The sequence below is a fragment of the Winogradskyella ouciana genome (assembly GCF_009709615.1).
Classification (GTDB): domain Bacteria; phylum Bacteroidota; class Bacteroidia; order Flavobacteriales; family Flavobacteriaceae; genus Winogradskyella; species Winogradskyella ouciana.
Genome location: NZ_WJYA01000003.1, coordinates 216,945 through 242,709, shown reverse-complemented (window position 1 = coordinate 242,709; position 25,765 = coordinate 216,945). Strand labels below are relative to the sequence as shown.

Sequence of the window (25,765 nt, the reverse complement as noted above, 5' to 3'; positions counted from 1 at the left end):
ATCATGAAACCAAAACACATTTTACTCACATTGCTCTGCTTAAGTATTGGTTATACTGCAGAAGCACAGTTGCTTAAAAAACTTAGAAAAAAGGCTGAAGCAGCTGTTGAGCGAACGCTCTTAAAAAAAACAGATGAAGTGGTCAGTAAAAAAACTGGCCAGGTGGTGGATACCCTAAGCACTTCTAAGAAAAAAAATAAAAAGGGAAATAAGAAAGGGAACAAGTCAACCGACTCCGTAGCTTCTGTTCAAAAAAATAAGCCATCTGCTAAAAAGCCAGCTTTAAAAAATGATAAGGCCGATTTACACCTTCAGGCAAGTGTACAACCATTTGCTACACAATTAGGTGGAGCAGTGACGTTTACCATAGCTGTAAATAACAAAGGGCCAGCAATTGCCAATGCTATAGCCTCTAAAGTTCATATACCAAAGAGTTATGCCATTTCAAATATTTCTGTAACTCAGGGAGCATACAATAGAGATAGTAAATTATGGGATGTCGGAACGCTAGAAGCTTGGGATAGGGCGGTTATGACCATTATGGCTGTGGTGATGGACGATACCGATTTAATGACCACAGGAGAAATTATAAGCTCTAGCGTACTAGACCCAGATAGCACACCAAATAATGGCATAGATACCAATGGCAACGGGCTAATTATAGATGATAAAGGAGATGAAGACGATGGGGATGGCCAAGATGTTAAATTAGGCGAGGTAATGGCAGGTAATGGCACTGGCAATAGTGGCAATAGTACTGGCTATAGTGACTCTGGTAATAGTAATGTGGATGCCATAAACACATTAATATTCGATCAAGATATTAAAATGGTCATGGAGCATAAACGCGATAAAATAATTTCTTATTTAGATTTTGATACCATGGCCATGCGTTTGGAAGACCACAGCAAAGGCAAAAAAAATGACCCTATGTATTGGGATAAAGATGGGTATATCTACTCGGGCGATAAAGGACAGTACTATAAGATAAAGTTTGAGCAAGTGATGAATATGGGTAAAAACATGATTAAAATGTTTACAGGCCCAATTCAAGGAATGCCAATGGATCTTCCCAAAGTAAATGGTAAGGAAGTCGATTTAGAATGGCACAAAAAGCCTATTATTTATAATGGTTATGAGCTATATGTAGCACCAAATAGATACCCCATGGTAGAATGGGTGTTTATATATCATCCACAAATTTTTAGAGGTGCAGCTGGTGTAGAGGAAGAGACTGTACCCTGTAGAGGGAGTTCTAATTGCATAAAGTTTTCGGTAACCCAAGGGGAAGGTGCTGGCTCATCGGTTTTATTTGACTTTAAAGGAAGATTGGCAGAAATCACTAACCCGGATGGAGCCGTTGCTATCTATACTTATGAGCCTTCTACGGTAACGTTACCTACTAACGCTCAGGAGTTCAATTTTAACTTTCAACAAAATTAATACACTATTTCAGAATTTAATAAAACGCTATCATGAATACCATAAAACACATCTTTAAACTATTCTTAATAACACTGACTATATGTTCTTGTGGCAACGATGCTAAAAAAGAAAAAGAGGGTCGAGAAGTCATAGCCCAAACCAAAAAGGTGGTTAAGGAAGTACCAAAATCAAACGATTTTAGGGAGCAACTTAAAGCCACAGATCCTGCTACTGAGGCACAGTTCCAAAACTGGTTGCCAGAAAACCTAGGAGACTTTAAAAGGTCTGAGTTTACTAAAACCCGTATTTCGCAAAACGACATTGCATCTGCAGGAGCCATCTACGTAAATGGTGACAAAAGGTTAGAGCTTGCTATTGTAGATGGTGCTAGTAAAGATGGCTTATTGGCCATCAATTCGCACTACATGGCGCAAAATTTAAAACTCGACAACACAAATGCATCAGGTTATGAAAAAACCTACGAGCGTAACAGTTTGAAGGTGCTAGAAACCTATATAAAGAAAGACAATTTTTATAGGGCCTTATTTTTATACAACATGCGCTTTGGCATCAAGATAGAAAGTCATGGTTTAAACAATGACGAGCTTTGGCAAGTGATAGACACTTTAAACTTAGAGAAACTTAACGACTTGTAAAAGCATACACTAGTAAATAATAACATAATGAAAAAATTCATACTTGTAATACTAGGATTTAGCTTGTGTTTTGCCTGTGGTAACGAAACAAACAAAAGTGATACAGCTTTACAACAAGAAGACAAAGCTTCTACCACAACAGCGTCTAAAGCTATACCAAAACCAACAGACGCAGCAAGGAAACTAGCAAATACTACGCCTCTAAACGAAGACGTCTTGGTAGACCTATTTCCAGAGACTTTGCTCGATATGAACAGAACTACTGCAGGCAAAGGTACCTTACGTGCCCGTAATGCCAGTGGTGCTAACGCCATATACCATGGCCCTGACAAGAAATCGATGTCGATCGCCATTACCGATTGTGCCGGAGTAGATGGCGCAAAACTATACAAACGGTATTCAAAATATAAAACCAAAAAAGAGGATACTGAAAACAGTACAAGCACCACCACTTATTTCAGTAAAAACGGAATGGAAGGTAAGGTCATCTTTATAAAATCACTCAATCAACACACGCTAGACTTATTATACCAAGACAGGTTAGTTATGACGATTGGTGCAACACATATAGAACTAAACAAGATATGGGAGGCCATAGAAGTACTTCCTCTTTCAGAATTATTAAACCAATAAAAACTAAACATTATGAAAACACTAGTATTAAAAATCACCGCCCCTATTTGTTTGTTATTATTAACAGCGTCTTGTGAAACGGAATTGCTAGACACTAATAACCTATCAGCCGATGCAAAAGTTGCTGTTGCAGCCAAACATGCATCACCTGGCCCTTATACATTTAATGGGGCTGTATATGATATTTCTGCAGCACCAGATGGTAGTATTATGGTTGGTGTAAATGGAGCCGAGGGTAGAACGCTAGAAGTGATAAAAAATGGTCAGGTAAGTACCATGGCTACTGTAAATACAAGCACGGATATACAAGGTGTGGCCTCCATAGGTAGCGGAAATGCTTTTGTTACTTCGGCAGGGTCTGACTTGGCATTAGATGGGGCTTTATACAAAGTTTCTAATGGAACTTATAGAATGGTTGCAGACCTGGCAGCTTTTGAGCGAAATAATGATCCAGATGCCTTTTTTGGGATACAATGGAAAGACCAACTATGCGAAGCCATAGACGGTTTTAGTGCCGGGCCACAAAACAACCCGTATAAAGTAGCCTCTTCTGGCAATACTGCCTATATAGCAGATGCTGCAGGCAACACGGTTTTATCATCTTCAAATAAAGGAGACATTGACTGGCTAGCAATATTGACACCACCTATTGATGACAATGGTGAGTTTCTAATTCGCTGGAATGCCGGTGAAGAAGGGGAAATAGACTGTTATGCACAACCTGTACCCACCTCTGTTGCAATAGACACTGATGATAACATTTATATTGGGGAGCTTACAGGTGCGTTAGGGCCTCAGGATGGTGTGTTTCCGATAGGAAAGTCCCGTATTTGGAAGATAAAGTCTGGTGAAAATAATGTTGTACTCGACCAGAGAACTTCTTCACAAGACTATGAACTTTTAATCGATGGCCTAACCTCTGTAATTGATATTGAAATCGGTCCTGATGGCATGCTTTACGTCGTGGAATTGGATGAAAACAGTTGGATGTCGTTACTAGGAATCCCTGGATTAACCCCAATTGGTGGTACCATAAGCCGTTACCATTTAGATGGCACCTTTGATGCTGCTATCACAGGGTTAAGCCTTCCAGGAGCTATTACTTTCGATAAAAATGGACAAGCATGGGTATTAGAAAACTTAAGTTCTGTGCGCATGTTAGATTTTGATGTGGAAGCACTTTAATGGGTAAAGTTTACATGACTTAGACAAAAAAACAATTTTTAACTGATAGATTAAAAACATCAAAGTGAACAATATCAATATATAGAACAACTAAAATTAGTAAGACTAATGAAGCAACAACAAGATACAAGATTATGAGAACAAAACTAATCACGTTAATATTTTTAGTATTAGGTATAATGGCCTATGCCCAACAAGCCATCAATTATAAAGCAATAGTAAAAGATGATTTAGGTAATGTTTTAGCCAATCAGACTATAACAATAGAGTTTTCTATTTTAGAAGGGCCCGTAATTGAGTTTACAACTGTGGTCTATGCTGAGACTCATGCTGTTAATACAGATGCCAATGGTATTCTTATGGTCAACATAGGAGAAGGGGTACCTTTATCTGGTTATGAAGATGGTTATGATCAATTAGATTGGAGAACAACGAGTTTTTTTGGTTCACGCTTTTTAAAGGTTCAAATAGATTCTGGTTCTGGTCTTATAGATATTGGTACTACAGAATTTAAGGCGGTGCCTTATGCATTGTATGCAGAACAATCTAACAACACCGGGCTTGAAGCAATTGATGAAGGTAATGGACGAGGTTGGCGTTTAATAGATAGGCCAGAAGATTTTTATGGTCCTATTGCAGATGGAGCGGTAGATTTAAGCAATAGTTTGGCATCTTCAACGACAAGAGGTGCCACTGGGAATTATGCAACTGCTGTTGGATTAAATACAACTGCATCAGGTCAAGGCTCGTTTGCATCTGGTGTTGGTACAATAGCATCACAATCACAAGCTACTGCAATGGGTGCAGGTTCGGTAGCTTCCGGACATACTTCAGTGGCGTTAGGGCACAGTACTAGAGCAGAGGCACCCAACTCAATGGCAGTAGGGATTTACAATATTGGAGGTGGAGACCCATTATTGGCTGCATCAACAGATCCTTTGTTCGAGATAGGAAATGGGCACTATGTAGATGGTATTAATGATGTACGCAGTAATGCTTTAACGGTATTGAGGAACGGCACAATTACTGCTCCAAGTTTTGATATCTCAGAGATTACAGACAACAAGTCCTTAATCACTAAAGAATATGCAGATGCTAATTATTCAGGTGGAGGTTCTAGTGCTAACCCAACAGGACTGGAAGCTATTGATGAAGGCAATGGTATTGGTTGGCGATTAGTGGGAGTGGACGAGAATAATTATGGAAACATTGGCAATGAGGCTATAGACTTAAGTATTAATAATATTGCTTCAGCTGTGGATGGAGCTGTAGGCAACCGTTCTGTGGCATTGGGGTTTAGCACAGAGGCTTCTGGAGCTTACGCCTTGGCAACGGGCTATAATACAGAAGCATCTGGAGAAACGTCAACTGCTATGGGCTTAGAAACTGAAGCCGTAGGAGATAATAGTACAGCTTTAGGTAAAGGAACAAGTGCTATTGGAGAAAATTCATTGGTCTCAGGAGAACTTTCATTTGCAACGGGAAAAAATACCATAGCAATGGGCAATGGCTTATCAGCGTCCGCCTTGTATTCCACAGCCTTGGGTGGTTTTAATATAGGTGGTGGAGACCCATTAAATTGGGTAGGGGCAGACCCTGTGTTTGAAATAGGTAATGGTACAGGTTTTGGTGACAAAAGTAATGCATTTACAGTACTTAAAAACGGAACTATTACAGCACCAAGCTTTGAAATGGCTGAAATTACAGACCCAAAAGCATTAATTACCAAAGAATTTGCAGATGCCAATTATTCTGGTAGTGGTTCTGGTACCAACCCAACTGGTTTAGAAGCTTTAAATGAAGGTAATGGTAATGGTTGGAGGTTTATTGGAACTAATCCAAACCATTATGGTAGTATAGGTAGTTATTCAGTTGATTTAAGTTTTTCAGGCTTGAATTCAGAAGAATACGGAAGTAAAGGTGATTTTTCAATCGCTACTGGAGCATATACAGAGGCTTCAGGAATTTATTCATCTGCATTTGGGCACAACACAAAAGCACAATCTAGATTTTCTACAGCTTTCGGATTAAATAATATTGGAGGAGGAGATCCACAGAATTGGATTAATTCAGACCCTCTTTTTGAAATAGGAAATGGGAATACAACACCTTCGAACGCCTTAACAATTCTCAAAAACGGTACTATTACGGCACCAAGCTTCGATATAGCAGAAATTACTGACCCTAAAGCATTGATAACCAAAGAATATTTAGAAGCAAATAGTTCAATTGCAACAGGTTTAGAAGCTATTGACGAAGGGAATGGCATTGGTTGGCGCCTAATAGGCAGTGACCCTAATAACTATGGGAATATTGGTGAAAATGCTGTGGATTTAAGTTATTCTTTTTATGCTTCAGACACTAGCGGAGCATTAGGAACTAATTCATTTTCAGTAGGTTATGACCCAAGTGCAATAGGGCACAATTCAATTGCAATGGGGACTCAGGCAAATGCTTCAGGATTCAATTCTATGGCGTTCGGGTTTAGTTCTGATGCTATTGGAGAAAACTCTGTAGCTATGGGACCATTTGCAAATGCTTCAGCAAGTAATTCTATGGCAATTGGATATGGTACCATAGCAGACGACTATAATTCTACTGTAATAGGTAACTGGAATGACGCTACTATTTCATCTCAGACTTTGTTTCAAGTAGGAAATGGCACTGGTTCGGCAGGTCGAAGCAATGCATTAACTGTTTTAAAAAACGGAACCATAACAGCACCAAGCTTAGATATTGCTGAGATCACGGACGCAAAAGCATTAATCACCAAAGAGTATTTAGAAGCCAATGTTGGAAATGCTACAGGTTTAGAAGCAATTGATGAAGGGAATGGTATTGGTTGGAGATTGAAATATAGAGTGCCTTCAGCTTATGGTAATATAGGTTATGGTGCAATAGATTTGAGTTATGCAGTTGGATCCTCAAATAATTATGGAGCTTTAGGCTTTTTATCAACGGCTTTTGGCATAGAGACAATAGCTTCAGGTTCTTATTCTACAGTAATGGGAGGCAACACAGTAGCTGATGAAAGTTATCTAACAGTAGTAGGAAGATATAATGATCACACAGCCTCCACAACTGAACTTTTTCAAATAGGAAATGGAACCTCACAATCTTCACGTTCAAATGCTTTTACAGTTTTACAAAATGGGTTTACATCAGTAGGCACCCATAATGAAGAGCCTACTTCAGATTTTCAAGTTTATCATGATAATGGTGGTACTGAAAATGGGTTTAAACTACAAAACAAAGGTGCCAATGAGAATTGGTGGCGGTTTTATACACTAAATAGTAATGGACAACTCTATTTGTATTCAAAAGCTGGTGGAAATACCAATGCCGTAGGCTCATTTAACAGTGCTTCAGGTGCGTATTCGGCACTTTCAGATAGGAGAGTAAAGGACAACTTTAATGATTTACATTTTAACTGGCAGGATTTTATGCAACTAAAACCATTAACCTATCATTATAAAACAGATAATAACAAGCAAACGCATATTGGTTTAATAGCTCAAGATGTAAAACCAATTTATCCAGAATTGGTAAATTATAATAAAGAAAACGACCTCTATCAACTTAACTATTCAGGATTTGGAGTAGTGGCTATAAAAGCTATTCAAGAACAACAAATTATTATAGAAAACCAACAAAAACAAATAGATGAGCTAAAAGCCTTATTGGAAAATCAAAAACAATCAAATGAAAACCAAGCAATGGCTGTTCAAACACTTTTAAATAGAGTAGAAGCTTTAGAGAACAATAAATCACCAATAATTATAGAGTTGGTAAAAAATTAAACTATGAAAATATTTAAATTATTAGGTATCATAACAGGTTTTATTTGTTTTGGATTTTCAGGACAGTCACAGACCATAGAGAAATTTAGCATAGATAGTGGTGGAGCAAGTACAACAACTGGAGGAATTGAGGTTTTATATACACTGGGTGAGGTACATGTTCAAGAATTAAATACAGCATCAATTTCTGTTTCGGAAGGGTTTATTAATAGTGATCTAAAAATTAAAATAGATCCAAAACTTTTTTTACAAGGTCCAAGCCTTAATCCTGAAATAGTAGGATTAATGAACGATAATTTACGAGATTTTGGGTACTTGCCAATAACAAGCCCATATGAAGACGAAGCAACTTGCAATGCTTCAGTATTTATAACGACAGGAAATGATGCTATAGTTGATTGGGTTTGGGTAGAATTAAGAGCGTCCAATGATAATCAAAAACTGATTAATGCACGCTCGGCACTCTTGCAACGTGATGGCGATGTAGTAGGTCTTGATGGAATCTCAAACTTGCAAATGACTGCTTCTCCGCAGAGTTATTATGTTGTGGTAAACCATCGCAACCACTTGGGAGCAATGACTAATACCATAATAAACCTAAATCAGACACCCATTTTAGTGGATTTTACTGACAGTAATTTGGTTACCTATGGTAATAATGCTAGGATGGTACTAAACAGTGGTGCATTGGCTCTCTGGTCTGGAGATACCAATAACGTAAATCTAATACGTTTTTTAGGGGCAGATAGTAGTATTAGTGTCATTAAGGATGAGGTACTTGCAGATCCTAGTAATGGATTTGAATCAATTTCTTATACCTCTTTGGGGTATTTTAATACCGATTTAGACCTAAATGGTGGAAGTAAATATAGCGGTTCTGGAAACGACACAAACATAGTAAGGGATAATATACTATCGCACCCATCCAACGGTTTTGGGTCACCTACATATACTATTCATACAACAGTTCCTTTTAGAAATTAGAAGTTATTTAATATAAACACAAAATCATGAAACATTATTTCACATTATTATTGTTAATATTCTCTATTTATGCTATTAATGCACAGGAATATAAATTTGGAATTATTCATGAATCTGGCAATGCTTTTAAAGTGGTGTTCATTCCAGATTTCAATTCTTTTGACTCGAATACATCTGATGGAATTGTTGATATATCTGATGTAGGTTTTACTTTAATGTTACCAGCAGGGATATCAGAAATACAAAATGTCATTTCGTTACTTACAGGACGAACATGGAACCTAAATTCTTATGATGCAGATTTCTTGATAGGGCAAGGCTTAGGAGATGGCACTAAAGATGCTTTTTTACTTACAATGAACCCAGGGCAAAGTATCTATTCACATGTTGCAACTGCCCAAATAGATTTGGTGAGCTTTGAGGTTGTAAATCCACCTGCTTTTGGTGAACTCTATTTTTTGGAAAATACGGATCCAATTGCACAAGGTGCAGGAAACGTACTGGATAGTTTTTTTAATGCCGATATTGATGGTATAGGAAATGGAGCAGGTACAATAGATTATTATGGCGGTAATGACCCTACATTAAATAGTTTCTCATTTAGCACCTTATCCATTCCTGATAGTGTAATTACGAACTTAGACATTTTTCCAAACCCAGTTTCAAAGACCCTATATATAACAACAAATCAAACATTAAAAAGTGTACTACTGTATAACATTTTAGGAAAGCAAGTATATAGTTCTAAAGATAGTAATCAGATAGAGGTTGATGGTTATCAACAAGGTATATATCTACTCAAAATTGAAACAAACCAAGGGGTTACAACAAAAAAAATAATAATTAACTAACTTTATATCAAATCATTAAAACCAGATTATGAAAACATTTAATTACCCAGCCATTTTAACCCTTGTTATGTTAACTGTTATTTTTAACTGTAAATCCGACCAGAAAAAAGAGCAGGTTTCAGAAGATAGAGAAGTCGTAAAAGAAGAAAAAATTCCAATGACTACAATTGTTACTCGAGCCATGGAGTTCGATATGGCAGATACTATTTCTTCTGGTTGGAACACCTTTAAATACTTCAACAGGGCAGCTGAAACCCACTTCTTTCGATTTGTAAAAATGCCAGAAGGAATTACTTTAGAAAATTTTAAAAATGAAGCTGATCCTGTTTTTGAAGAGGGTATGGACTTGATAAACGCAGGAAAACCCGAAGAGGGTTTTGCCGCTTTCGGAAAAATGCCAGAATGGTTCAGTAACGTCGTTCCAAGTGGTGGTTCTGGCTTAATTGCTCCAAAATCAACTGCAATTTCTACCCTCTATTTAGAACCTGGTCTTTATAGTGTTGAGTGTTATGTAAAAATGCCAAATGGTAAGTTTCATTCTACTATGGGCATGGTGAAGCAGGTCTATGTGTCAAAAGCTAATAGTGGTCACAAACCTCCGATAGCAACTGACACCATCTCAATTAAGGAAGATGGGTTTCATTTTGATAGAAACATCGCAAAGGGAACACACGTTTTTCAAGTAGACATTGTAAACCAAAAAATGCATGAAAATTTTGCAACTTCAGATATACATCTTGTAAAATTAGAGGACTACGCTAGCATGAAAGAATTAGAAGCTTGGATGGTTTGGTATGACCCTAAAGGGTTTATAACACCTGTACCAAAAGGATTAACATTTTTAGGCGGGTATAATGATGATGATGAAGGCAGTACTGGTTATTTTGAGGTTGACTTAAAACCGGGAAATTATGTTTTTATTGCTGAAGTTCCTAATGCTAAGGCTAAAGGAATGCTTCATACTTTTGAAGTACTCGATTAGTTATTAACACACTCAACAATTTCAAGGCCATACAAACTACCTATGTTTAAAGGTTAGATAAGTTTAGTGTCTATTCTTGTTCACTGAATATGAGGTTAGATTAAATAATACTGTTGGTTTTTATTAATTATATTCTAATCCGATATACCTCTAGATTATAGAGCTGAAGACGATATGTTCGCAAGCTTAAAAAAATAAGAAAACCTTTATCCGACACTATCATTGAATTGTAGTAATTTTAATATTAAACCTTTGGCAGAAACTTAAAATTGTTTTAATATTAAGACTTCAATTTTAAGATAATTTATGCCAGGATTTGAGTTATTCAGCGATTTAGAGCGCAAAGAAGTTAATGATGTTTTAGATAATGGAGTATTAATGCGCTATGGCTTTGATGGCATGCGTAAAGGTCATTGGAAAGCTAAAGAATTAGAAGCTGAACTTCGCTCAACCTTTCAATCAGATTATGTACAATTAGTATCGAGTGGTACTGCTGCAGTTTCAATAGCATTGGCTTCAGCTGGAGTGGGTGCAGGCGATGAAGTTATTATGCCAACATTTACTTTCGTTGCCAGTTTTGAAGCTATTATGATGTTGGGAGCAATCCCTGTACTGGTAGATATTGATGATACCTTAACGCTAGACCCAAAGGCTGTTGAAGAAGCGATCACAGCAAAAACAAAAGCCGTAATGGTAGTACAAATGTGTGGCAGCATGGCCAATATGGATGCTTTACGCACGGTTTGTGATAAACATAATTTAATTTTTGTTGAAGATGCATGCCAAGCCATTGGAGGTAGCTTTAAAGGAAAACCTCTTGGAAGCATCGCTGATTTAGGTTGCTTTTCTTTCGATTTTGTAAAAACAATTACTTGTGGAGAAGGTGGGGCAGTAGTCACAAATAACAAGGATTATTATACCAATGCAGATCATTATTCAGATCATGGGCACGACCATGTTGGTAATGATAGAGGTGCTGAAACCCATCCGTTTTTGGGTTATAACTTTAGAATATCAGAGTTAAATGCAGCAGTTGGACTGGCTCAAGTAAGGAGACTGCCAGAATTTATTTCAATTCAGAAAAGAAACTATACCATTATAAGAGAAGCTTTGTCCCATATTCCTGAAATAACTTTTAGAACTGTACCAGATGGTGGAGAGGAAAGTTATGCGTTTTTAAACTTCTTTCTGCCAGATTTAGAGTCTGCAAGAAAAGTTTCCAAAGCATTTAAAGATAATGGTATTGATGCCTGTTTTCACTACTATGACAACAATTGGCATTATATAAGAAAATGGGACCATTTAACGAATTTAAAATCTTTATATCCAATTTCTAAAGAAGTAAAAGAAGGTTTGCAATATCTTCAAACCAAATCTTTTGAACAATCCGACCATTATATCGGAAGAAATATTTCTTGCCTAATAAAACTCTCTTGGACAGAAGAAGAAGTAAAAACCAGAGCTAATAAAATGGCTCAAATTATTGAAACTATTAATTAAATATCTCAAATAAACCTATGAAGAAAGTTTACCTCTCCATTGCGGCAATTCTTTTTGTTGCATTTAATTGCCTGGCTCAAAGTAATCATGAAGAATTTTGGAACAAACTGTTGTCCAATGATAGAGTTGAAGCGGAAAAATTAATCAAGAAAAACAAAAGTTCTGATCTAGAATGGTTGCTTTCTAATGAAATTTTGAGAAATGAAAACGGCAAGATCATTACCAGTAAAAAGTTTTTGGATGAATTTTTGGCCAAAGACGAGTTTGAATATTATCTATTTGCCTTCTGGAACAAATCTTTTTTGTTTCAAGATTATTTAGATGAAGGTTTTAATAACCAGGTTTTTCAAACTATCGATGATATTAGTGATCATGGCATATCGCATGTAGACTTACAAGATGCTGTGTTATATCTCAAAGCCATAAAAGGGCGACACAAAAATGATTGGGATGCTTATTACAGCTTTAATGATAAAATTAATAGTGTAAAGGAATGGCAGTACTGCGGAAGTTTTGAGAATCTTAATAAAAGTGGACTGGACAAATTTTATGAAGCTGAAAACAATCCAAGTAATGAGAGCATGTTTGATGCGAGAAGTAATGGCTATTTAGGTTGGTACAATGGTACTAATAGTAAAGAGGCTTATCAGTTTTTTACTAACCATAACGAATATGGTTCTGGCGTTAATTACGCTCAAACATTTGTGAATTCTAGTGAAGACCAAAGGATTTTTATCCGTATGGGAAGCGGGTCTGCTTTTAAGATTTTTTTAAATGATGTTGAGATTTTTAAAAATGATAAAGATGTATCAACAGACTTAAATGCCTACGGAGTAACCGTTAACTTACCAAAGGGTAATAACAGATTGTTGGTAAAAACTGCCGAAAGTAACTCTACGTCTTATTTCTTGTTGTCACTTTTTGATGAAAACAAGAAGCCTTTAGAAAACGTAACAATTTCTAGCAATCCGGTTAGTTATAATACTTCAAGTCTGGAAGCTTTAAATCCGGAAGAGCAAGAGAATGATTTCGAGGCCTTTTTTAAAGAGAAGATAGAAGCTAATCCAAATAACTTTCTTTACCATTATGCATTGTATGCCACTTATATAAGGAATTCAAAATATGAAGAGGCTAGAAATGTATTAATGCCACATTACAAAGACTACCCAAAAAGTTCTTTTCTTCGTAATGCTTTGATGCAAACCTATAATTTAGAAAACGATTATACCTCTGCTAATGAACTTAATGAGAATATAGAGCGCGACGACCCTGATTATTATCTTCCGATTTTAAATAAACTGTCTGAATATGGTGAGTTGTCTAGACTAACTATGGATGAGTTTGATGAGTATATCGTAAAACTTAAAAAAGCCTTTGATTCTGAACTCATTAAGACTGGTGCCGATTTTATATCTTATGCAAGAAAAGAAGACATTAACGGTATTAAGAATACATTAGAAAACCTAAACACTCTAGCCGAAAAATATGGTAACGATAGTTTTAGACTTAAATATGCACCATTCTATGATCAGATTTTTCAAGATCAAGACAAAACCATTTCTATTTTAGAGGATATCGTAGAGAACGGGTTCAGTATGGGCGCAGAAAATCAACTTATACAATATTACGAGGATAAAAACCAGAAGAAAAAGTCATTGGCTCTCGTTGTTAAAGATTACGAACATTTAACAAATGATAATACGTATCTAAAACGGATTGTCAATAATTATATGCGTCATCAAATGTATAAGAAAGCATTGCCTTATGCAGAGGAGATGCTTGCAAACTATCCTTATAGTTTTACAACCATGGAGCTAAAAGCTGATATTTTAAAACAATTGGGTAAAACCGATGAAGCTCTAAAATATTACGAAAAGGCGCTAACCCATAATAGTGGCGATTCCCAATTAAGAAATAAAATAAATGATATTTCAAAAAAGGAAAATCTCATTAATGACCTAGTTGTAGAAGAAGCTTATGATTATATAGAATCCAATAGAAACAAAATCACAACCAACAATTATGGGTTTAATATTCTAATGGACGATAGTAATATAGAAATTTTTGAAGAGGGTGGTTTTAAATACCGTTATGTTTATATCTACGAGGTTACCTCTAACAATGGTATTGAAACGTTTAAAGAATACAACTTAGGACTTGGTGGGTCTTATAAATTTTTAAAGTCTGAATTGGTAAAACCTAATGGTAATGTGGTTCCGGCAGATAGAAGAGGCTCTAATCTTGTATTTAATGATATCAACATTGGTGATGTTGTATATATAGATTATGAAGGTATTGTGTCTACAACCGGAAGATTTTATAAAGATATCTCAGATAAAATACAAATGGCGTCTTTTCACCCAGCGGTAATGACTTCGGTAGAAATTTTAGTACCTCACTCGGTAAAATTACATCACAAATACATGAATGGTAATTTAGAACCAGAAGTAATAAAAAAGAAAGATCACAACTTATACAAATGGGAAATAAACAATCCTGAAACATTAATGTTTGCTGAGGATTATATGCCTAACTCTGTAGATCATGTTGAGTATTTACATTTTAGTACCATTAGCGATTGGAATGATATATCTATTTGGTATTCGGATTTGGTGAGATCTAGAATTGAAATCAACACCAAAGTAGAAGAGGAGTTTAATAAGTTATTCCCTGATGGTTATAAGCAACTTAGCGAAGATGAACGCGCAAAGATTATTTACAACTATATTACATCTAACTTCAACTATAGTTATGTAAGCTTTAAACAAAGCGGATTTATTCCTCAAAAACCAGCAAAGACTATAAACACAAGTTTAGGTGACTGTAAAGATTTTTCTACGCTATTTGTAACCTTAGCTAAAATGGCAGAATTAAAATCTAATTTGGTTTTGGTGCTGACATCAGATTACGGAAGAAACAACTTGGTGCTGCCAAGCACGGACTTTAACCATTGTATCGTTAAGGTAATGATAGATGGCAAACCACAATTCTTAGAGCTTACGAGTAAATATTTACCATATAAAGCGTTGCCAACAAGCTTAAGGGGAGCTACGGCTTTAGAAATACCTTTAGCGTCAGAGAACTTAAATAAGACGTATGATTTAATTCATTTAGATGATGTTAATAGAGTTAAATCCCACGTTGAAAACCTCATTGTGTTAAACGTTAATGATGATAATTTGAACCTAGATATCACAACAGAGGTAAAAGGACATAATGTTTCGTATTACAACGAAGTTTTTAGTGAACCTAATGCTGAAGTCATTAAAAATAACATGAATGACGATTATAAAGCAAAATTGATTGATGACTTTACATTAAATGAAATTTCAGATATTGAAAAGAAGGATGATAATACAGCAGTATCTTTTAAAACAGATTTAACTTTAAATAAAAAAATGAGCAGTATTGGTTCAATTAAAATAATGCAACTACCAATAATATCTCATCCTTACGAAAACTCTATAATTCAATTAGAAGAGCGTAATTATATTATTGATTATATCCAATACGAAACTGTAGACACCTATAAGACAGAATATATTATCGAAATTAAAGAAGGTGAATCTTTTGTAGAAATCCCAGAAAGCAAGAGCTTTAAATTCAAAAACCATGAATATTCAATAACTTATGAGGTATCAAAACCAAATAAGTTAAAAGTAACAATAGACTGCACAACGCCTTACGATAATATTAATCCAGAGGATTATGCAGAGTATAAGACTTATGTAAAAGGAATTTTAGACGCAGAAGCTGAATATGTTGGGTTTAAATAATAAAATGACCATCCAATAAAAGTCAGCGTTTAATTTATTATAGTAACCTATACAAAAATAGTATTGTACTGTTTTTGTATAGGTTTCATTTTATAATATAAAGTGATTGATTCATAACTTTACAAAAAAAGCTATGAAGTTAAACTACATTATAACTACAATTACTCTTCTGTCAACGTGGTTTTTGTTCGCACAACAGATGCCTATCAATTTTTCAGATGGGTCGCATGCATTTGCTACATTTGGAAATAGTGGATTTTCGTTCAATACGGATCCAGACGATGGTAGTGATCCTGTAGGTCAGTTTTTTAATGATGGTTCAGATCCTTGGCAAGGGTTTTATTTGGATTTAGCTTCACCTGTAGATTTAGATGCTGAACAGGTCATCACCTTATTTTTTTATCAGTTCGACCCTAATACGCATAATATTATGGTAAAGTTAGAGAGTGGTGCCAATCCAGATGTAGAAGTTGTTATGAGCAACTCAGGTTCGGGATGGACAAATGATATATCTTTCAATTTTGCTAATGCTACCATCAGTGGAACTTCAACTCTAATAAACGCAACAGGCACATACTCTAGACTTACAATTTTTGTAGATGGAGGTAATACAACAACGGGTACTTATCTTATTGACGACATAAATGATGGATCTGAAGCCGTAGACCCTAACGAATTGGATGTTATATACAACGATTTGGTTTGGGCAGATGAGTTTGATGGCAACGGAAGTATAGACTCTAACAATTGGTTTCATCAAACTCAGTTACCTGCAGGTGGAAATTGGTTTAATGGAGAGGAGCAACATTATACCAATCGTATTGAAAATTCATATGTAGATAACGGATTTTTAAATATAGTTGCTATAAAAGAGAGTTTTACAGATCAAGGCGAAACCAAACAATATACCTCTGCAAGGTTAAACTCAAAGTTTGCCTTTACATACGGTAGAGTAGATGTAAGAGCTAAGTTACCAGAAGGGGATGGTACTTGGCCAGCAATCTGGACTTTAGGTAAAAACATAAACGAAGACGGAGCCTACTGGGATAACCAAGGCTTTGGAACCACTAATTGGCCAGCTTGTGGTGAGATAGACGTTATTGAGCATGGCTTGGGTGCTACAAATACTGTAAGCAGCGCTTTACACACTCCTTCTAGTTTTGGTGCCACTGAAAATTACCAATCCTATGCTTTAGATGATGTTGCTAATAATTTTCATGTGTACTCCATGAATTGGTCTCCAAATCAAATTACGTTTATGATTGATGGTGTAGGTTTTTACACTTACAATCCTTCTGTTAAAAATGCAGACACTTGGCCTTTTGATGAAGACCAATATTTATTGTTGAATATAGCGATGGGTGGCGTATCTGGTACAATAGATCCAAATTTTACGCAAAGTAGTATGGTCATTGATTATGTAAGGGTCTATCAGAATACCTTAAGTGTCGCTGATGAATTTGAAAATAAATTTAGTGTTTATCCAAACCCTGCTACGAGTTATATCAATATAAAATCTAATTCAAACATTGAAAAATTAGAACTATATAACACATTAGGTCAGTTGGTTATAAAGCAGAACCAAAGTACAAATAGAATAAATGTTGAAGACTTAAAATCAGGGATTTATGTACTTAAAATATACTCTGAAGGTCAATCGGTTAGTAAAAAAGTTCTAATTAATAATTAACATACTCAACAATCTCTAAACCATAGCCAATCATACCAACACGTTTGGTCTGTAAGGCATTAGACATTAATTTGAGCTTGCTAATCTTAAGATCGTGCAGAATCTGTGCACCGATACCAAAATCCTTTGCATCCATAGGTATTCTAGGTGCTTTTACAACCTGTCCTTCAACCTGATTTTCCTTTAATATTTCCAGGCGAGAGAGTAGATTCATAGACTCTGCCTGTTGATTAATAAAGATAATTGCTCCTTTACCTTCTGAGTTAATGGAGTTAAACATATCATCTAACTTCTGGTCTGCATTGTTAGTTAATGTTCCTAATATGTCATTATTAACTAAAGTGGCATTTACACGCGTTAAAACGGGTTCGTCAGATTTCCAATTACCTTTTGTTAAGGCAATATGAACTTGGTTATTTGTAGTTTGTAAATAGGCTCTTAATCTAAATTTTCCAAAACGCGTTTCTATATCAAAGTCTTCCTTTTTCTCAATCAAGGAATCGTACTCCATGCGATAAGCCACTAAATCTTCAATAGAAACAATTTTTAAGTCAAATTTGTTAGCCACTTCCATTAGTTGTGGCAAGCGCGCCATGGTACCATCTTCGTTCATTATTTCAACAATGACACCTGCAGGTTCAAATCCTGCTAAACGTGCAAAATCTATGGCAGCTTCGGTATGACCTGTACGTCTTAAAACACCACCTTCTTTTGCAACTAAAGGAAATATATGTCCAGGTCTTGCTAACTCAAATGCTTTGGTGTCGCTGTTAACCAATGCCTTTACGGTTTTAGCTCTATCATTTGCGGAAATACCAGTACTAACACCATTTCCTCTTAAATCTACTGAAACGGTAAACGCAGTTTCCATGGGATCTGTGTTGTTTCTCACCATCATGTTGAGCTCAAGTTCCTCGCAACGATGTTCTGTAAGTGGAGTGCAAATTAAACCTCTACCATGCATTGCCATAAAATTGATCATCTTAGGTGTTACCATTTCTGCTGCAGCAACAAAATCACCTTCGTTTTCGCGATTTTCATCATCGACAACAATAATGACTTTCCCTTGACGGATATCCTCAATGGCTTCTTCTATAGTATTCAACTTAGTTTGTGTATTCATAGTGTTAACTGACATCACAACAAATTTAAGGCTGCTAAGATACGTTTATTTTATATTTTGGATGCAACTTCGGTAGAAGTCTAGTATAATCTTGTTTCGATGAATCAAATATTTAAAAGGGTAGAGCGGAAGCGTTAAAATGAAAATTATTGGATTAAAACGATTCTTTTTTTGCCCAATCGTTTTGTAAAATTTAGAATAGACAACTGCATCTACAACAACATAAATAATAAAGAACACAAATGCAATAATACTAAGGCTAAGTGATGCTTCAGCGACTTCTGGTAGTTCATTGTTTTTACAAATAAAATGTAAGCCCAATAAAACGCCACCAATGATAAAACTGACCAAACTAGTTGTGGAATAGTCCTTGTAATCCTTCAAAAGGCTTCTTGCTTTAATGAGTTTATCATCTACCTCTAGACCTTCCTTTTTTAAACTTTCTAAAGGAATATTTCTGTTCAATAAATTATGGAGGGCAATTTCCTTTGGTTTTTTATCTAAATCAAATTCATCTTGTTTCTTAATTATACTAACCAATTCCTCAACTGAATATTTTTTATAGTAATTGTAAGATTTAGTTTCGCTTTCTGATAACTGCAATTTATTCTTTGGTGTAAATAAACGTTTTAGAGGCACCATTACAGCATCAAACTGAAAGACCCCTTTATCATTGGTTGCCCTAGTAGTTAAATAAATACTCAATGGCAACATTACGGCTGTAGATAGCCAAGACCCTATAATTGGACTAAAACTTCCTTTTTCCGCACTGTTTTTAGCAAAAATCCCAAAGAAATGATACGTTAAAAACAGTACTATGGCAATAACCATCGGTAAGCCCAATCCACCTTTTCTAATTAAAGCACCTAATGGAGCACCAACAAAAAAGAGTATGATACAAGCAAAGGCCAGAACAAATTTATCGTGTAAAGCAATGATATGCTTGTTAAGCCAGATAGCTTTAGTTTCAAAATTATTTTTATTGGAATCTATAATCTGTCTTGTACTATTGGCTGAGTTGATGGCAAGATTAACTATCTGTACTTTTTGACCAGCACGGAAAAGATCTAAAATACCTCCTTTAAATAGCGAATCCTTGTCTTTTGTATTGATATTGAGGTTTAATGCAGAGTACGTTGTACGGCCGTAGAGTGTCTTTGAGAGCAATTTGTAATCTTCTTCTCGTTGATTTTGAAGACTGTCAATGGTATAATTTAATTGATCAATATTTTGCATTGAATGACGACCTCTATAATTCTTTTCGTCTAAATCTTCAGAATTAAGAATTTCGAGGTCAACATTTATAATATAATTGTCAAAGTAGCTTCTGGCATGTGGTTTATCCACATTTTTTCGTGCATCTCTATTGACGATTTCTTCATAATAATTACCATTGATCAGCTCTAGTTGAAGTACATTAGAGTCAGGCGAGCTTTTCAGCTCCCCTTTTTCCGATACTATGACTTTATAATTTCCTTTTCTTGCAGAGCTTTTTTGATGTATCACAACACCTTCCAAAAACTGACCTCTATCTCCAGACTTTTTTTCAACTTTAATGTTAATGTCACCAATTTCATTAAACTGCCCTTCTGCAATGGCTAAGGCTGGTTTTACTTTAGCGATGTTTCGTCTTAGGTTGTAAAAATTATACTCTCCCCAAGGAATAACATTATTGGCAAAAAAGAAACAGGCGATGCCTAGGGCAACTATGAAAACACTTAAGCTTCGCATAGCACGCTGTAGAGAAATGCCAGTGGATTTCATGGCAGCAAACTCATAGTTCTCTGCAAAATTCCCGAATACCATAATAGATGATAGCAGAATGGTCAATGGCACTACCAGAGGAATAAGCTTCGGCATATAATACAAAATGAACTTTGCCGTAACAGAAATATCTAAATCCTTACCTGCTAGCTCAGCGATATAGAGCCAAACGCCTTGCAGAACAAAGATGAACATGAATATAATAAAGACGCTAAAAAACGTCCTTAAGAATGTGATAAGTATGTACCTATCTAATATTTTCATTGAGTTGCCGCAAAAGCGGTAATCTTTTTTATTAAACCTTAATCGATTCTATTGATAAAGTAATCACTGTATTTACTTTCGTCAAATGTAAATAAGGTTTTTGAGATAGGCTGATCGGTTTTAAAAGAATTAACAGTTAATGTTGTCTTTGTTCCGTTTTTACCCACTTCTATAAGGTTGTAGATATGCTTTGTTGTGGCATCTATGCCTAATAAAATATGCTTTATTTCAGAATTGGTATCGATTGGATTCAACTTTACATACTGAATCTTTCTACCTTTTACATTTTGAACAATATCCATCTTATAAGTATAACCATCTTCATAAAAAGATAACATTTTACTTGGTGTAATAGTACCTTCATCTTCTGTGTTGTCTGAAGAAATGGTGACTTCTTCGTCTTCTGGACTTATAGTGTAAAGTGTTTTGCCGTCAAAGATTCTTGTAACGCCTAAGATGTTAAGCTTGTACTTTTCGCCCTCAATAACAACATCACCACGTGTCTCTTGCTTAATGTTTTCGCTTACATTGTTGAGTTCGTATTTAAAGTCTAGGCTAATATTGTTGTATGCCTTAATTTTTTTACTAACCTCGGTTAATAATGCTTCAGCCTTGGAGTCGCTTTGAGCAAAGCCAGTAAGTCCAAGTGCTAAAAATGCTATAATAAATAATCTTTTCATGTCTTTTATAATTTAAATCTTATCTGTTAGTTTCAGTTTTTTTATCTAACAGCGAAGCAATCTTTTTATATAATTTTTATTATTTCTCGTTTTCTAATAATTGATCCAAAGCTACTAAATCTGGCACTAATACTTGTCTCGCCTTACTGCCTTCAAAAGAACCTACAATGCCTGCGGCTTCTAATTGATCTATTATTCTACCAGCTCTATTGTAACCTAATTTCAATTTTCGTTGCAATAAAGATGCTGACCCTTGTTGCGCTGTAACAATGATTTCAGCAGCTTCCCGAAACAATTTATCTCTGTCCGATATATCTATATCAAGATTTGTGCCACCTTCTTCGCCAACATATTCTGGCAATAAATGTGCATCTGGATAAGCTTTCTGAGCACCAATAAATTCCGTGATTCTTTCAACTTCTGGAGTGTCAACAAAAGCACACTGAAGACGAATTAAATCGTTACCCTGTGTATAAAGCATATCACCTCGACCAATTAACTGATCAGCACCAGAACCATCTAAAATGGTACGCGAATCTATTTTACTCGTTACTCTAAAGGCGATACGTGCTGGGAAGTTCGCTTTAATTATACCTGTGATGACATTCACAGAAGGACGTTGCGTAGCAATGATTAAATGAATACCAATAGCACGAGCCAGTTGCGCTAATCTTGCAATTGGTGTTTCTACTTCTTTACCAGCAGTCATAATTAAATCGGCAAACTCGTCAACTACCAAGACGATGTATGGTAAAAATGCATGACCATCATTAGGATTAAGTTTTCGGGCTTTAAACTTGGCATTGTATTCTGCGATGTTTCTACAAAATGCATTCTTAAGCATTTCGTAACGGTTATCCATCTCAATACATAGCGAATTCAGTGTATTAATAACCTTGGTGTTATCAGTAATAATAGCATCTTCACTATCTGGAAGTTTCGCCAAATAATGACGCTCAATTTTATTGAATAGTGTTAATTCCACTTTTTTAGGGTCGACTAATACAAACTTTACTTCCGCAGGATGCTTTTTGTATAATAATGAGGTCAGTACAGCATTTAATCCAACTGACTTTCCTTGTCCTGTAGCACCAGCCATTAACAAGTGAGGCATTTTAGCTAAATCAACGACAAAGGTTTCGTTACTAATGGTTTTACCAAAAGCAATAGGTAGTTGCATTTTAGATTGCTGAAATTTCTGTGAGGCAATAACCGATCGCATAGAAACAATCGTAGAATTTTTATTAGGCACCTCAATACCTATTGTACCTTTTCCAGGAATTGGCGCAATAATTCTAATGCCCAATGCTGCTAGTGAAAGCGCAATATCATCTTCAAGATTTTTAATTTTTGAAATTCTAATACCAGCATCAGGGACAATTTCATATAAGGTTACCGTTGGACCAATAGTGGCTTTAATGCTGCTGATACCAATTTTATAATTACTTAAGGTTTCAACAATCCTGTTTTTGTTTTCCTCAAGTTCTTCCTGGTCTATTGAAATCCCTTCGTTGTCATATTTTTTCAATAAATCTAAAGGAGGAAATTGATAGTTGCTCAGCTCCAGAGTAGGATCAAATTGTCCAAAATCTTCCACAAGTTTGTCGGCAAGATTGTCGGTTTCAGAAACTTCTTCCTTAGATGTTTCTACCTCCATCTTTAATTCAGGCTCTTCTATAGTCTCTTCTTTTGGCTTTTCGTCAACTTCGATTTTTAAGTCTTCTGATTTGCTATCTGGCTTGGAAGGGTTGCCTATTGTAGGGTTTTTATCTTCAAGAGGAATTTCAAAAGCCGATTTTATAACCTCTGCCTCTTCGGTTAAACTATTATCAACAATTACACTCGACTCTTCCTGGTCCATGCCTGAAGCTGTATTATCTTTAAGATCCTTTTTAGCACGATTGAAAAGACCAACAAATGTATCACCTGTTACTTTAAATCTAATTGCCAAATAAGCGATAAGTCCAAAAAGGAGTAAAAGGATTGTTCCTATTTTGCCAATATAATCCTGAAAGAAATGGTTCATTTCAAAACCAATTGTGCCTCCTAATAGATCATATTTGTGGGTAAAGAACCCTAAGAGAATTGACAGCCAAATAACAATTAAAGTTCCCCAAATCCAGTGCTTTCTAAGTTTGGCTTTTTTCAAATTAAGGGTAACATAGACTCCAGAAAGAAAAATTAATCCTGAAAAAATAAATGAAGGGATACCAAAGCCTTTTGTGATAAACAGTTCACTTACCCAAGCTCCCAACTGACTTGCCCAGTTTTTATAGTCTTCTGAACGGTCTGGAAAGTTACTTAATGCACTCTGGTCTTCTTTTCCTGTGAAAATGAAGGACAGAAACGAAATAAAAAGTAACACACCAATGATGATCAGTAAACTGCCAAAAATGAGTTTTTGCTGATTGGATAATTTAAACGAAGGTTTTTTAAGTTTTGCCTTTGGTTTAGCCTTTGCTTTGGTGGTTCGTTTCTTTTTGGTTGTTCTTTTCGTCATGCTTACTTCCCATGAAAATGGGAATCTATTTTATTTATATTGTTTTGCCTTTTCTGAAATACCATTAACATACTCCTCAATGATTAATAGCACTTCCGCAAGCTCAGCGCCTTCAAATCTTGAGATGTCTTCGGTATTTATATTAGCATTGTAAAATTCTAAATACTTACTTGCTAATGGTAAATAGGACCAATGCCATTTTTCGAGATTATAACCCGTTCTACCATTGCTTTTGTCGGTATATACTTGGTAAAACCCAAAGCTGTTGGCATTTGCGATTAACCATTCATATACCTTCAATCCTTTTCCGCTGTTAAAATACGAATTATTTAAACTATTTAAATCTATATCTGTTCCCCAATGATGCCTCGAAGAACTTGGCATAGAACTATACTCTAAAATTTTTAAAGCACGCTTTTTAGGCTCTAGTTGTTTATACTTTCGCCATTTGCGTTCCCAAATCAATTTTTGTTCTTCAAAATTACGTGTTCCAGAAACTATTTTTAAGTCAACATCATCTCTATTTGCTGCATCTACCATCTGTAAAAAAGCTTTATAAGCTTCTTTTTTGAGGTAGATGTCTTTAGAAGCATGTTGTGTATCAATTTTTATAAAGGTAGAATCACGTTTATAATCAAATTTACCAAGAACAAAATCTTTGGTAATGTTAAGATCTGGCTTTTCAGCAGTTTCTATCGTATCCTTTGATATTTCTATAACTTCAGTTTGAGTGATGTTTTTGTCTTTTGAATTACAACTTAAAAGCAGAATGATAATGGAAAATGTTACAACGATGGATTTCATTTTAAGGCTTAGAAGTGTTTCTGATTTTGGCTGGTACAAAAATACAAATATGTAACGCTTGTAATGGTTGTTTTGGTATGTATTAAAACTTAGGTAAATAAATAATGCCTGCAATTATAACCGCTACAATGGAAGCGATAAACACCGCACCTGCGGATATATCTTTTATCAGTCCAATTTTAGGATGATGGTCTGGATGTACAAAATCCGCGATATATTCAATAGCTGTGTTAACGCCTTCAATGCTCATCACTAAACCAATCATAGCGATTTGCACCATCCATTCCGTAGTAGAAATATTATAATAAAATCCTGCAATGGTCACAACAGCAGCAATAAAAACCTGAATTTTTATACTCGACTCGGTTTTAATAAGAATAAGCATGCCCTTAAAGGCAAAGCCAACACTTTTTAGGCGATTAATAAGAAAGGATTCCTTTTTTTGCATCAAACCTATGCTAAACTCTTAATCGCAGCCTCGTAGTTTGGTTCGTCAGCAATTTCAGAAACTTGCTCAGTGTGCAAAACTGTTCCATCTGTATCTATAACCACAATACAACGCGATAGTAAAGTTTCAAACGCTCCTGTTGTAAATGTAAGACCGTAATCCTTTCCAAATTTTCCTGTTTTGTAATCCGAAAGGCTAACCACATTTTCAATGCCTTCAGCACCACAGAAGCGTGCCATGGCAAATGGCAAATCTTTAGAAATGCAAAGTACTTTGGTGTTATCCAATTGACTTACCTTTTCATTAAAAGTTCTAATGGATTGTGCGCATGTGCCAGTATCTACACTAGGAAATATATTCAATACTAGTCTAGAGCCTTCGAAATTTGAATATGATTGATCTGATAAGTCTGTGTCAGTTAATTTAAAATCTGGAGCTTTGCTACCAACTGCTGGTAGGTTGCCTATTGTTTCTACTGGAGTGCCTCCTAAGGTTACATTTGCCATAATTATTGTGTTTTAGACTGTAAATTTAAAGATTATAAATGTTTTCAAATACTAAATAAATACAAATGTTTCCTGTAGATTTTCGCTTCACGGAGATTTGATTAACAATTTGGTGATGTTAAATTAACATTTAATCGAAATAATAGGTTCTTTACATAAGTTTTTTAAGCACTGTTGTTTTTAATTCTACCTTC

The 25,765-nt window shown here is 35.4% G+C and carries 18 protein-coding genes; 11 read left to right on the top strand and 7 right to left on the bottom strand.

What is annotated here, in order from left to right:
• Positions 1–3 precede the first annotated feature (3 nt).
• The 11 genes from F1003_RS03910 (at position 4) to F1003_RS03860 (ending at position 17,482) form a co-directional block, all read left to right on the top strand.
• The gene (locus F1003_RS03910; protein WP_155087905.1) at positions 4–1,443 is read left to right on the top strand and encodes a DUF11 domain-containing protein; all 1,440 of its coding nucleotides are present in this window, start codon (positions 4–6) and stop codon (positions 1,441–1,443) included.
• Positions 1,444–1,475: 32 nt separating this feature from the next.
• Positions 1,476–2,081, top strand: a complete 606-nt coding sequence (locus F1003_RS03905; protein WP_155087904.1) for a hypothetical protein — start codon at positions 1,476–1,478, stop codon at positions 2,079–2,081.
• A 27-nt stretch (positions 2,082–2,108) separates the two neighbouring features.
• The gene (locus F1003_RS03900) at positions 2,109–2,714 is read left to right on the top strand and encodes a hypothetical protein (RefSeq protein ID WP_155087903.1); all 606 of its coding nucleotides are present in this window, start codon (positions 2,109–2,111) and stop codon (positions 2,712–2,714) included.
• Between the two features lie 12 nt (positions 2,715–2,726).
• Positions 2,727–3,899, top strand: coding sequence for a ScyD/ScyE family protein (locus tag F1003_RS03895; protein ID WP_155087902.1), 1,173 nt, complete (start codon positions 2,727–2,729; stop codon positions 3,897–3,899).
• A 134-nt stretch (positions 3,900–4,033) separates the two neighbouring features.
• Positions 4,034–7,699, top strand: coding sequence for a tail fiber domain-containing protein (locus F1003_RS03890; RefSeq protein WP_155087901.1), 3,666 nt, complete (start codon positions 4,034–4,036; stop codon positions 7,697–7,699).
• A 3-nt stretch (positions 7,700–7,702) separates the two neighbouring features.
• On the top strand, positions 7,703–8,683 hold the full coding sequence (locus tag F1003_RS03885; RefSeq protein ID WP_202913875.1) for a hemagglutinin protein: 981 nt from the start codon (positions 7,703–7,705) through the stop codon (positions 8,681–8,683).
• A gap of 26 nt (positions 8,684–8,709) precedes the next feature.
• Complete coding sequence (locus F1003_RS03880; protein ID WP_155087900.1) at positions 8,710–9,534, top strand: T9SS type A sorting domain-containing protein; 825 nt, start codon at positions 8,710–8,712, stop codon at positions 9,532–9,534.
• 28 nt (positions 9,535–9,562) lie between these two features.
• Positions 9,563–10,516 (top strand): hypothetical protein, encoded by a 954-nt coding sequence (locus F1003_RS03875; protein WP_155087899.1) that lies wholly within the window; start codon positions 9,563–9,565, stop codon positions 10,514–10,516.
• A gap of 306 nt (positions 10,517–10,822) precedes the next feature.
• Positions 10,823–12,016: a DegT/DnrJ/EryC1/StrS family aminotransferase gene (locus tag F1003_RS03870; RefSeq protein WP_155087898.1), complete on the top strand. Its 1,194-nt coding sequence runs from the start codon at positions 10,823–10,825 to the stop codon at positions 12,014–12,016.
• 17 nt (positions 12,017–12,033) lie between these two features.
• Complete coding sequence (locus tag F1003_RS03865) at positions 12,034–15,792, top strand: transglutaminase domain-containing protein (RefSeq protein ID WP_155087897.1); 3,759 nt, start codon at positions 12,034–12,036, stop codon at positions 15,790–15,792.
• A gap of 133 nt (positions 15,793–15,925) precedes the next feature.
• Positions 15,926–17,482, top strand: coding sequence for a glycoside hydrolase family 16 protein (locus F1003_RS03860; protein WP_155087896.1), 1,557 nt, complete (start codon positions 15,926–15,928; stop codon positions 17,480–17,482).
• On the opposite strand, the gene ribB is transcribed toward F1003_RS03860, so the two are convergent.
• The 7 genes from ribB to tpx form a co-directional block, all read right to left on the bottom strand.
• Positions 17,472–18,620 (bottom strand): 3,4-dihydroxy-2-butanone-4-phosphate synthase, encoded by a 1,149-nt coding sequence (ribB, locus tag F1003_RS03855; RefSeq protein ID WP_155087895.1) that lies wholly within the window; start codon positions 18,618–18,620, stop codon positions 17,472–17,474. The genes F1003_RS03860 and ribB overlap by 11 nt on opposite strands.
• 30 nt (positions 18,621–18,650) lie before the next feature.
• Entirely contained in the window at positions 18,651–20,633 is a 1,983-nt protein-coding gene (locus tag F1003_RS03850; protein WP_155087894.1) for an LptF/LptG family permease, read from the bottom strand.
• A gap of 38 nt (positions 20,634–20,671) precedes the next feature.
• Positions 20,672–21,313, bottom strand: a complete 642-nt coding sequence (lolA1, locus tag F1003_RS03845) for an outer membrane lipoprotein periplasmic chaperone LolA1 (RefSeq protein WP_155087893.1) — start codon at positions 21,311–21,313, stop codon at positions 20,672–20,674.
• Positions 21,314–21,392: 79 nt separating this feature from the next.
• On the bottom strand, positions 21,393–23,813 hold the full coding sequence (locus F1003_RS03840; protein ID WP_155087892.1) for an FtsK/SpoIIIE family DNA translocase: 2,421 nt from the start codon (positions 23,811–23,813) through the stop codon (positions 21,393–21,395).
• Between the two features lie 30 nt (positions 23,814–23,843).
• The gene (locus tag F1003_RS03835) at positions 23,844–24,617 is read right to left on the bottom strand and encodes a M15 family metallopeptidase (protein ID WP_155087891.1); all 774 of its coding nucleotides are present in this window, start codon (positions 24,615–24,617) and stop codon (positions 23,844–23,846) included.
• A gap of 82 nt (positions 24,618–24,699) precedes the next feature.
• The gene (locus tag F1003_RS03830) at positions 24,700–25,065 is read right to left on the bottom strand and encodes a diacylglycerol kinase family protein (protein WP_155087890.1); all 366 of its coding nucleotides are present in this window, start codon (positions 25,063–25,065) and stop codon (positions 24,700–24,702) included.
• A 5-nt stretch (positions 25,066–25,070) separates the two neighbouring features.
• Positions 25,071–25,571 carry a thiol peroxidase gene (gene tpx, locus F1003_RS03825; RefSeq protein ID WP_155087889.1) on the bottom strand — a complete coding sequence of 167 codons (501 nt, stop codon included), beginning with the start codon at positions 25,569–25,571 and terminating at the stop codon, positions 25,071–25,073.
• Positions 25,572–25,765: the final 194 nt, after the last annotated feature.

Excerpts from the sequence above, each read along its gene's own strand:
- F1003_RS03865 (WP_155087897.1), top strand. The coding sequence starts at position 12,034 with ATGAAGAAAGTTTACCTCTCCATTGCGGCAATTCTTTTTGTTGCATTT.
- tpx (WP_155087889.1), bottom strand. The coding sequence starts at position 25,571 with ATGGCAAATGTAACCTTAGGAGGCACTCCAGTAGAAACAATAGGCAAC.
- F1003_RS03875 (WP_155087899.1), top strand. The coding sequence starts at position 9,563 with ATGAAAACATTTAATTACCCAGCCATTTTAACCCTTGTTATGTTAACT.
- F1003_RS03905 (WP_155087904.1), top strand. The coding sequence starts at position 1,476 with ATGAATACCATAAAACACATCTTTAAACTATTCTTAATAACACTGACT.
- F1003_RS03880 (WP_155087900.1), top strand. The coding sequence starts at position 8,710 with ATGAAACATTATTTCACATTATTATTGTTAATATTCTCTATTTATGCT.
- F1003_RS03910 (WP_155087905.1), top strand. The coding sequence starts at position 4 with ATGAAACCAAAACACATTTTACTCACATTGCTCTGCTTAAGTATTGGT.
- lolA1 (WP_155087893.1), bottom strand. The coding sequence starts at position 21,313 with ATGAAAAGATTATTTATTATAGCATTTTTAGCACTTGGACTTACTGGC.
- F1003_RS03895 (WP_155087902.1), top strand. The coding sequence starts at position 2,727 with ATGAAAACACTAGTATTAAAAATCACCGCCCCTATTTGTTTGTTATTA.
- ribB (WP_155087895.1), bottom strand. The coding sequence starts at position 18,620 with ATGTCAGTTAACACTATGAATACACAAACTAAGTTGAATACTATAGAA.
- F1003_RS03860 (WP_155087896.1), top strand. The coding sequence starts at position 15,926 with ATGAAGTTAAACTACATTATAACTACAATTACTCTTCTGTCAACGTGG.
- F1003_RS03835 (WP_155087891.1), bottom strand. The coding sequence starts at position 24,617 with ATGAAATCCATCGTTGTAACATTTTCCATTATCATTCTGCTTTTAAGT.
- F1003_RS03885 (WP_202913875.1), top strand. The coding sequence starts at position 7,703 with ATGAAAATATTTAAATTATTAGGTATCATAACAGGTTTTATTTGTTTT.
- F1003_RS03870 (WP_155087898.1), top strand. The coding sequence starts at position 10,823 with ATGCCAGGATTTGAGTTATTCAGCGATTTAGAGCGCAAAGAAGTTAAT.
- F1003_RS03850 (WP_155087894.1), bottom strand. The coding sequence starts at position 20,633 with ATGAAAATATTAGATAGGTACATACTTATCACATTCTTAAGGACGTTT.
- F1003_RS03840 (WP_155087892.1), bottom strand. The coding sequence starts at position 23,813 with ATGACGAAAAGAACAACCAAAAAGAAACGAACCACCAAAGCAAAGGCT.
- F1003_RS03890 (WP_155087901.1), top strand. The coding sequence starts at position 4,034 with ATGAGAACAAAACTAATCACGTTAATATTTTTAGTATTAGGTATAATG.
- F1003_RS03900 (WP_155087903.1), top strand. The coding sequence starts at position 2,109 with ATGAAAAAATTCATACTTGTAATACTAGGATTTAGCTTGTGTTTTGCC.
- F1003_RS03830 (WP_155087890.1), bottom strand. The coding sequence starts at position 25,065 with ATGCAAAAAAAGGAATCCTTTCTTATTAATCGCCTAAAAAGTGTTGGC.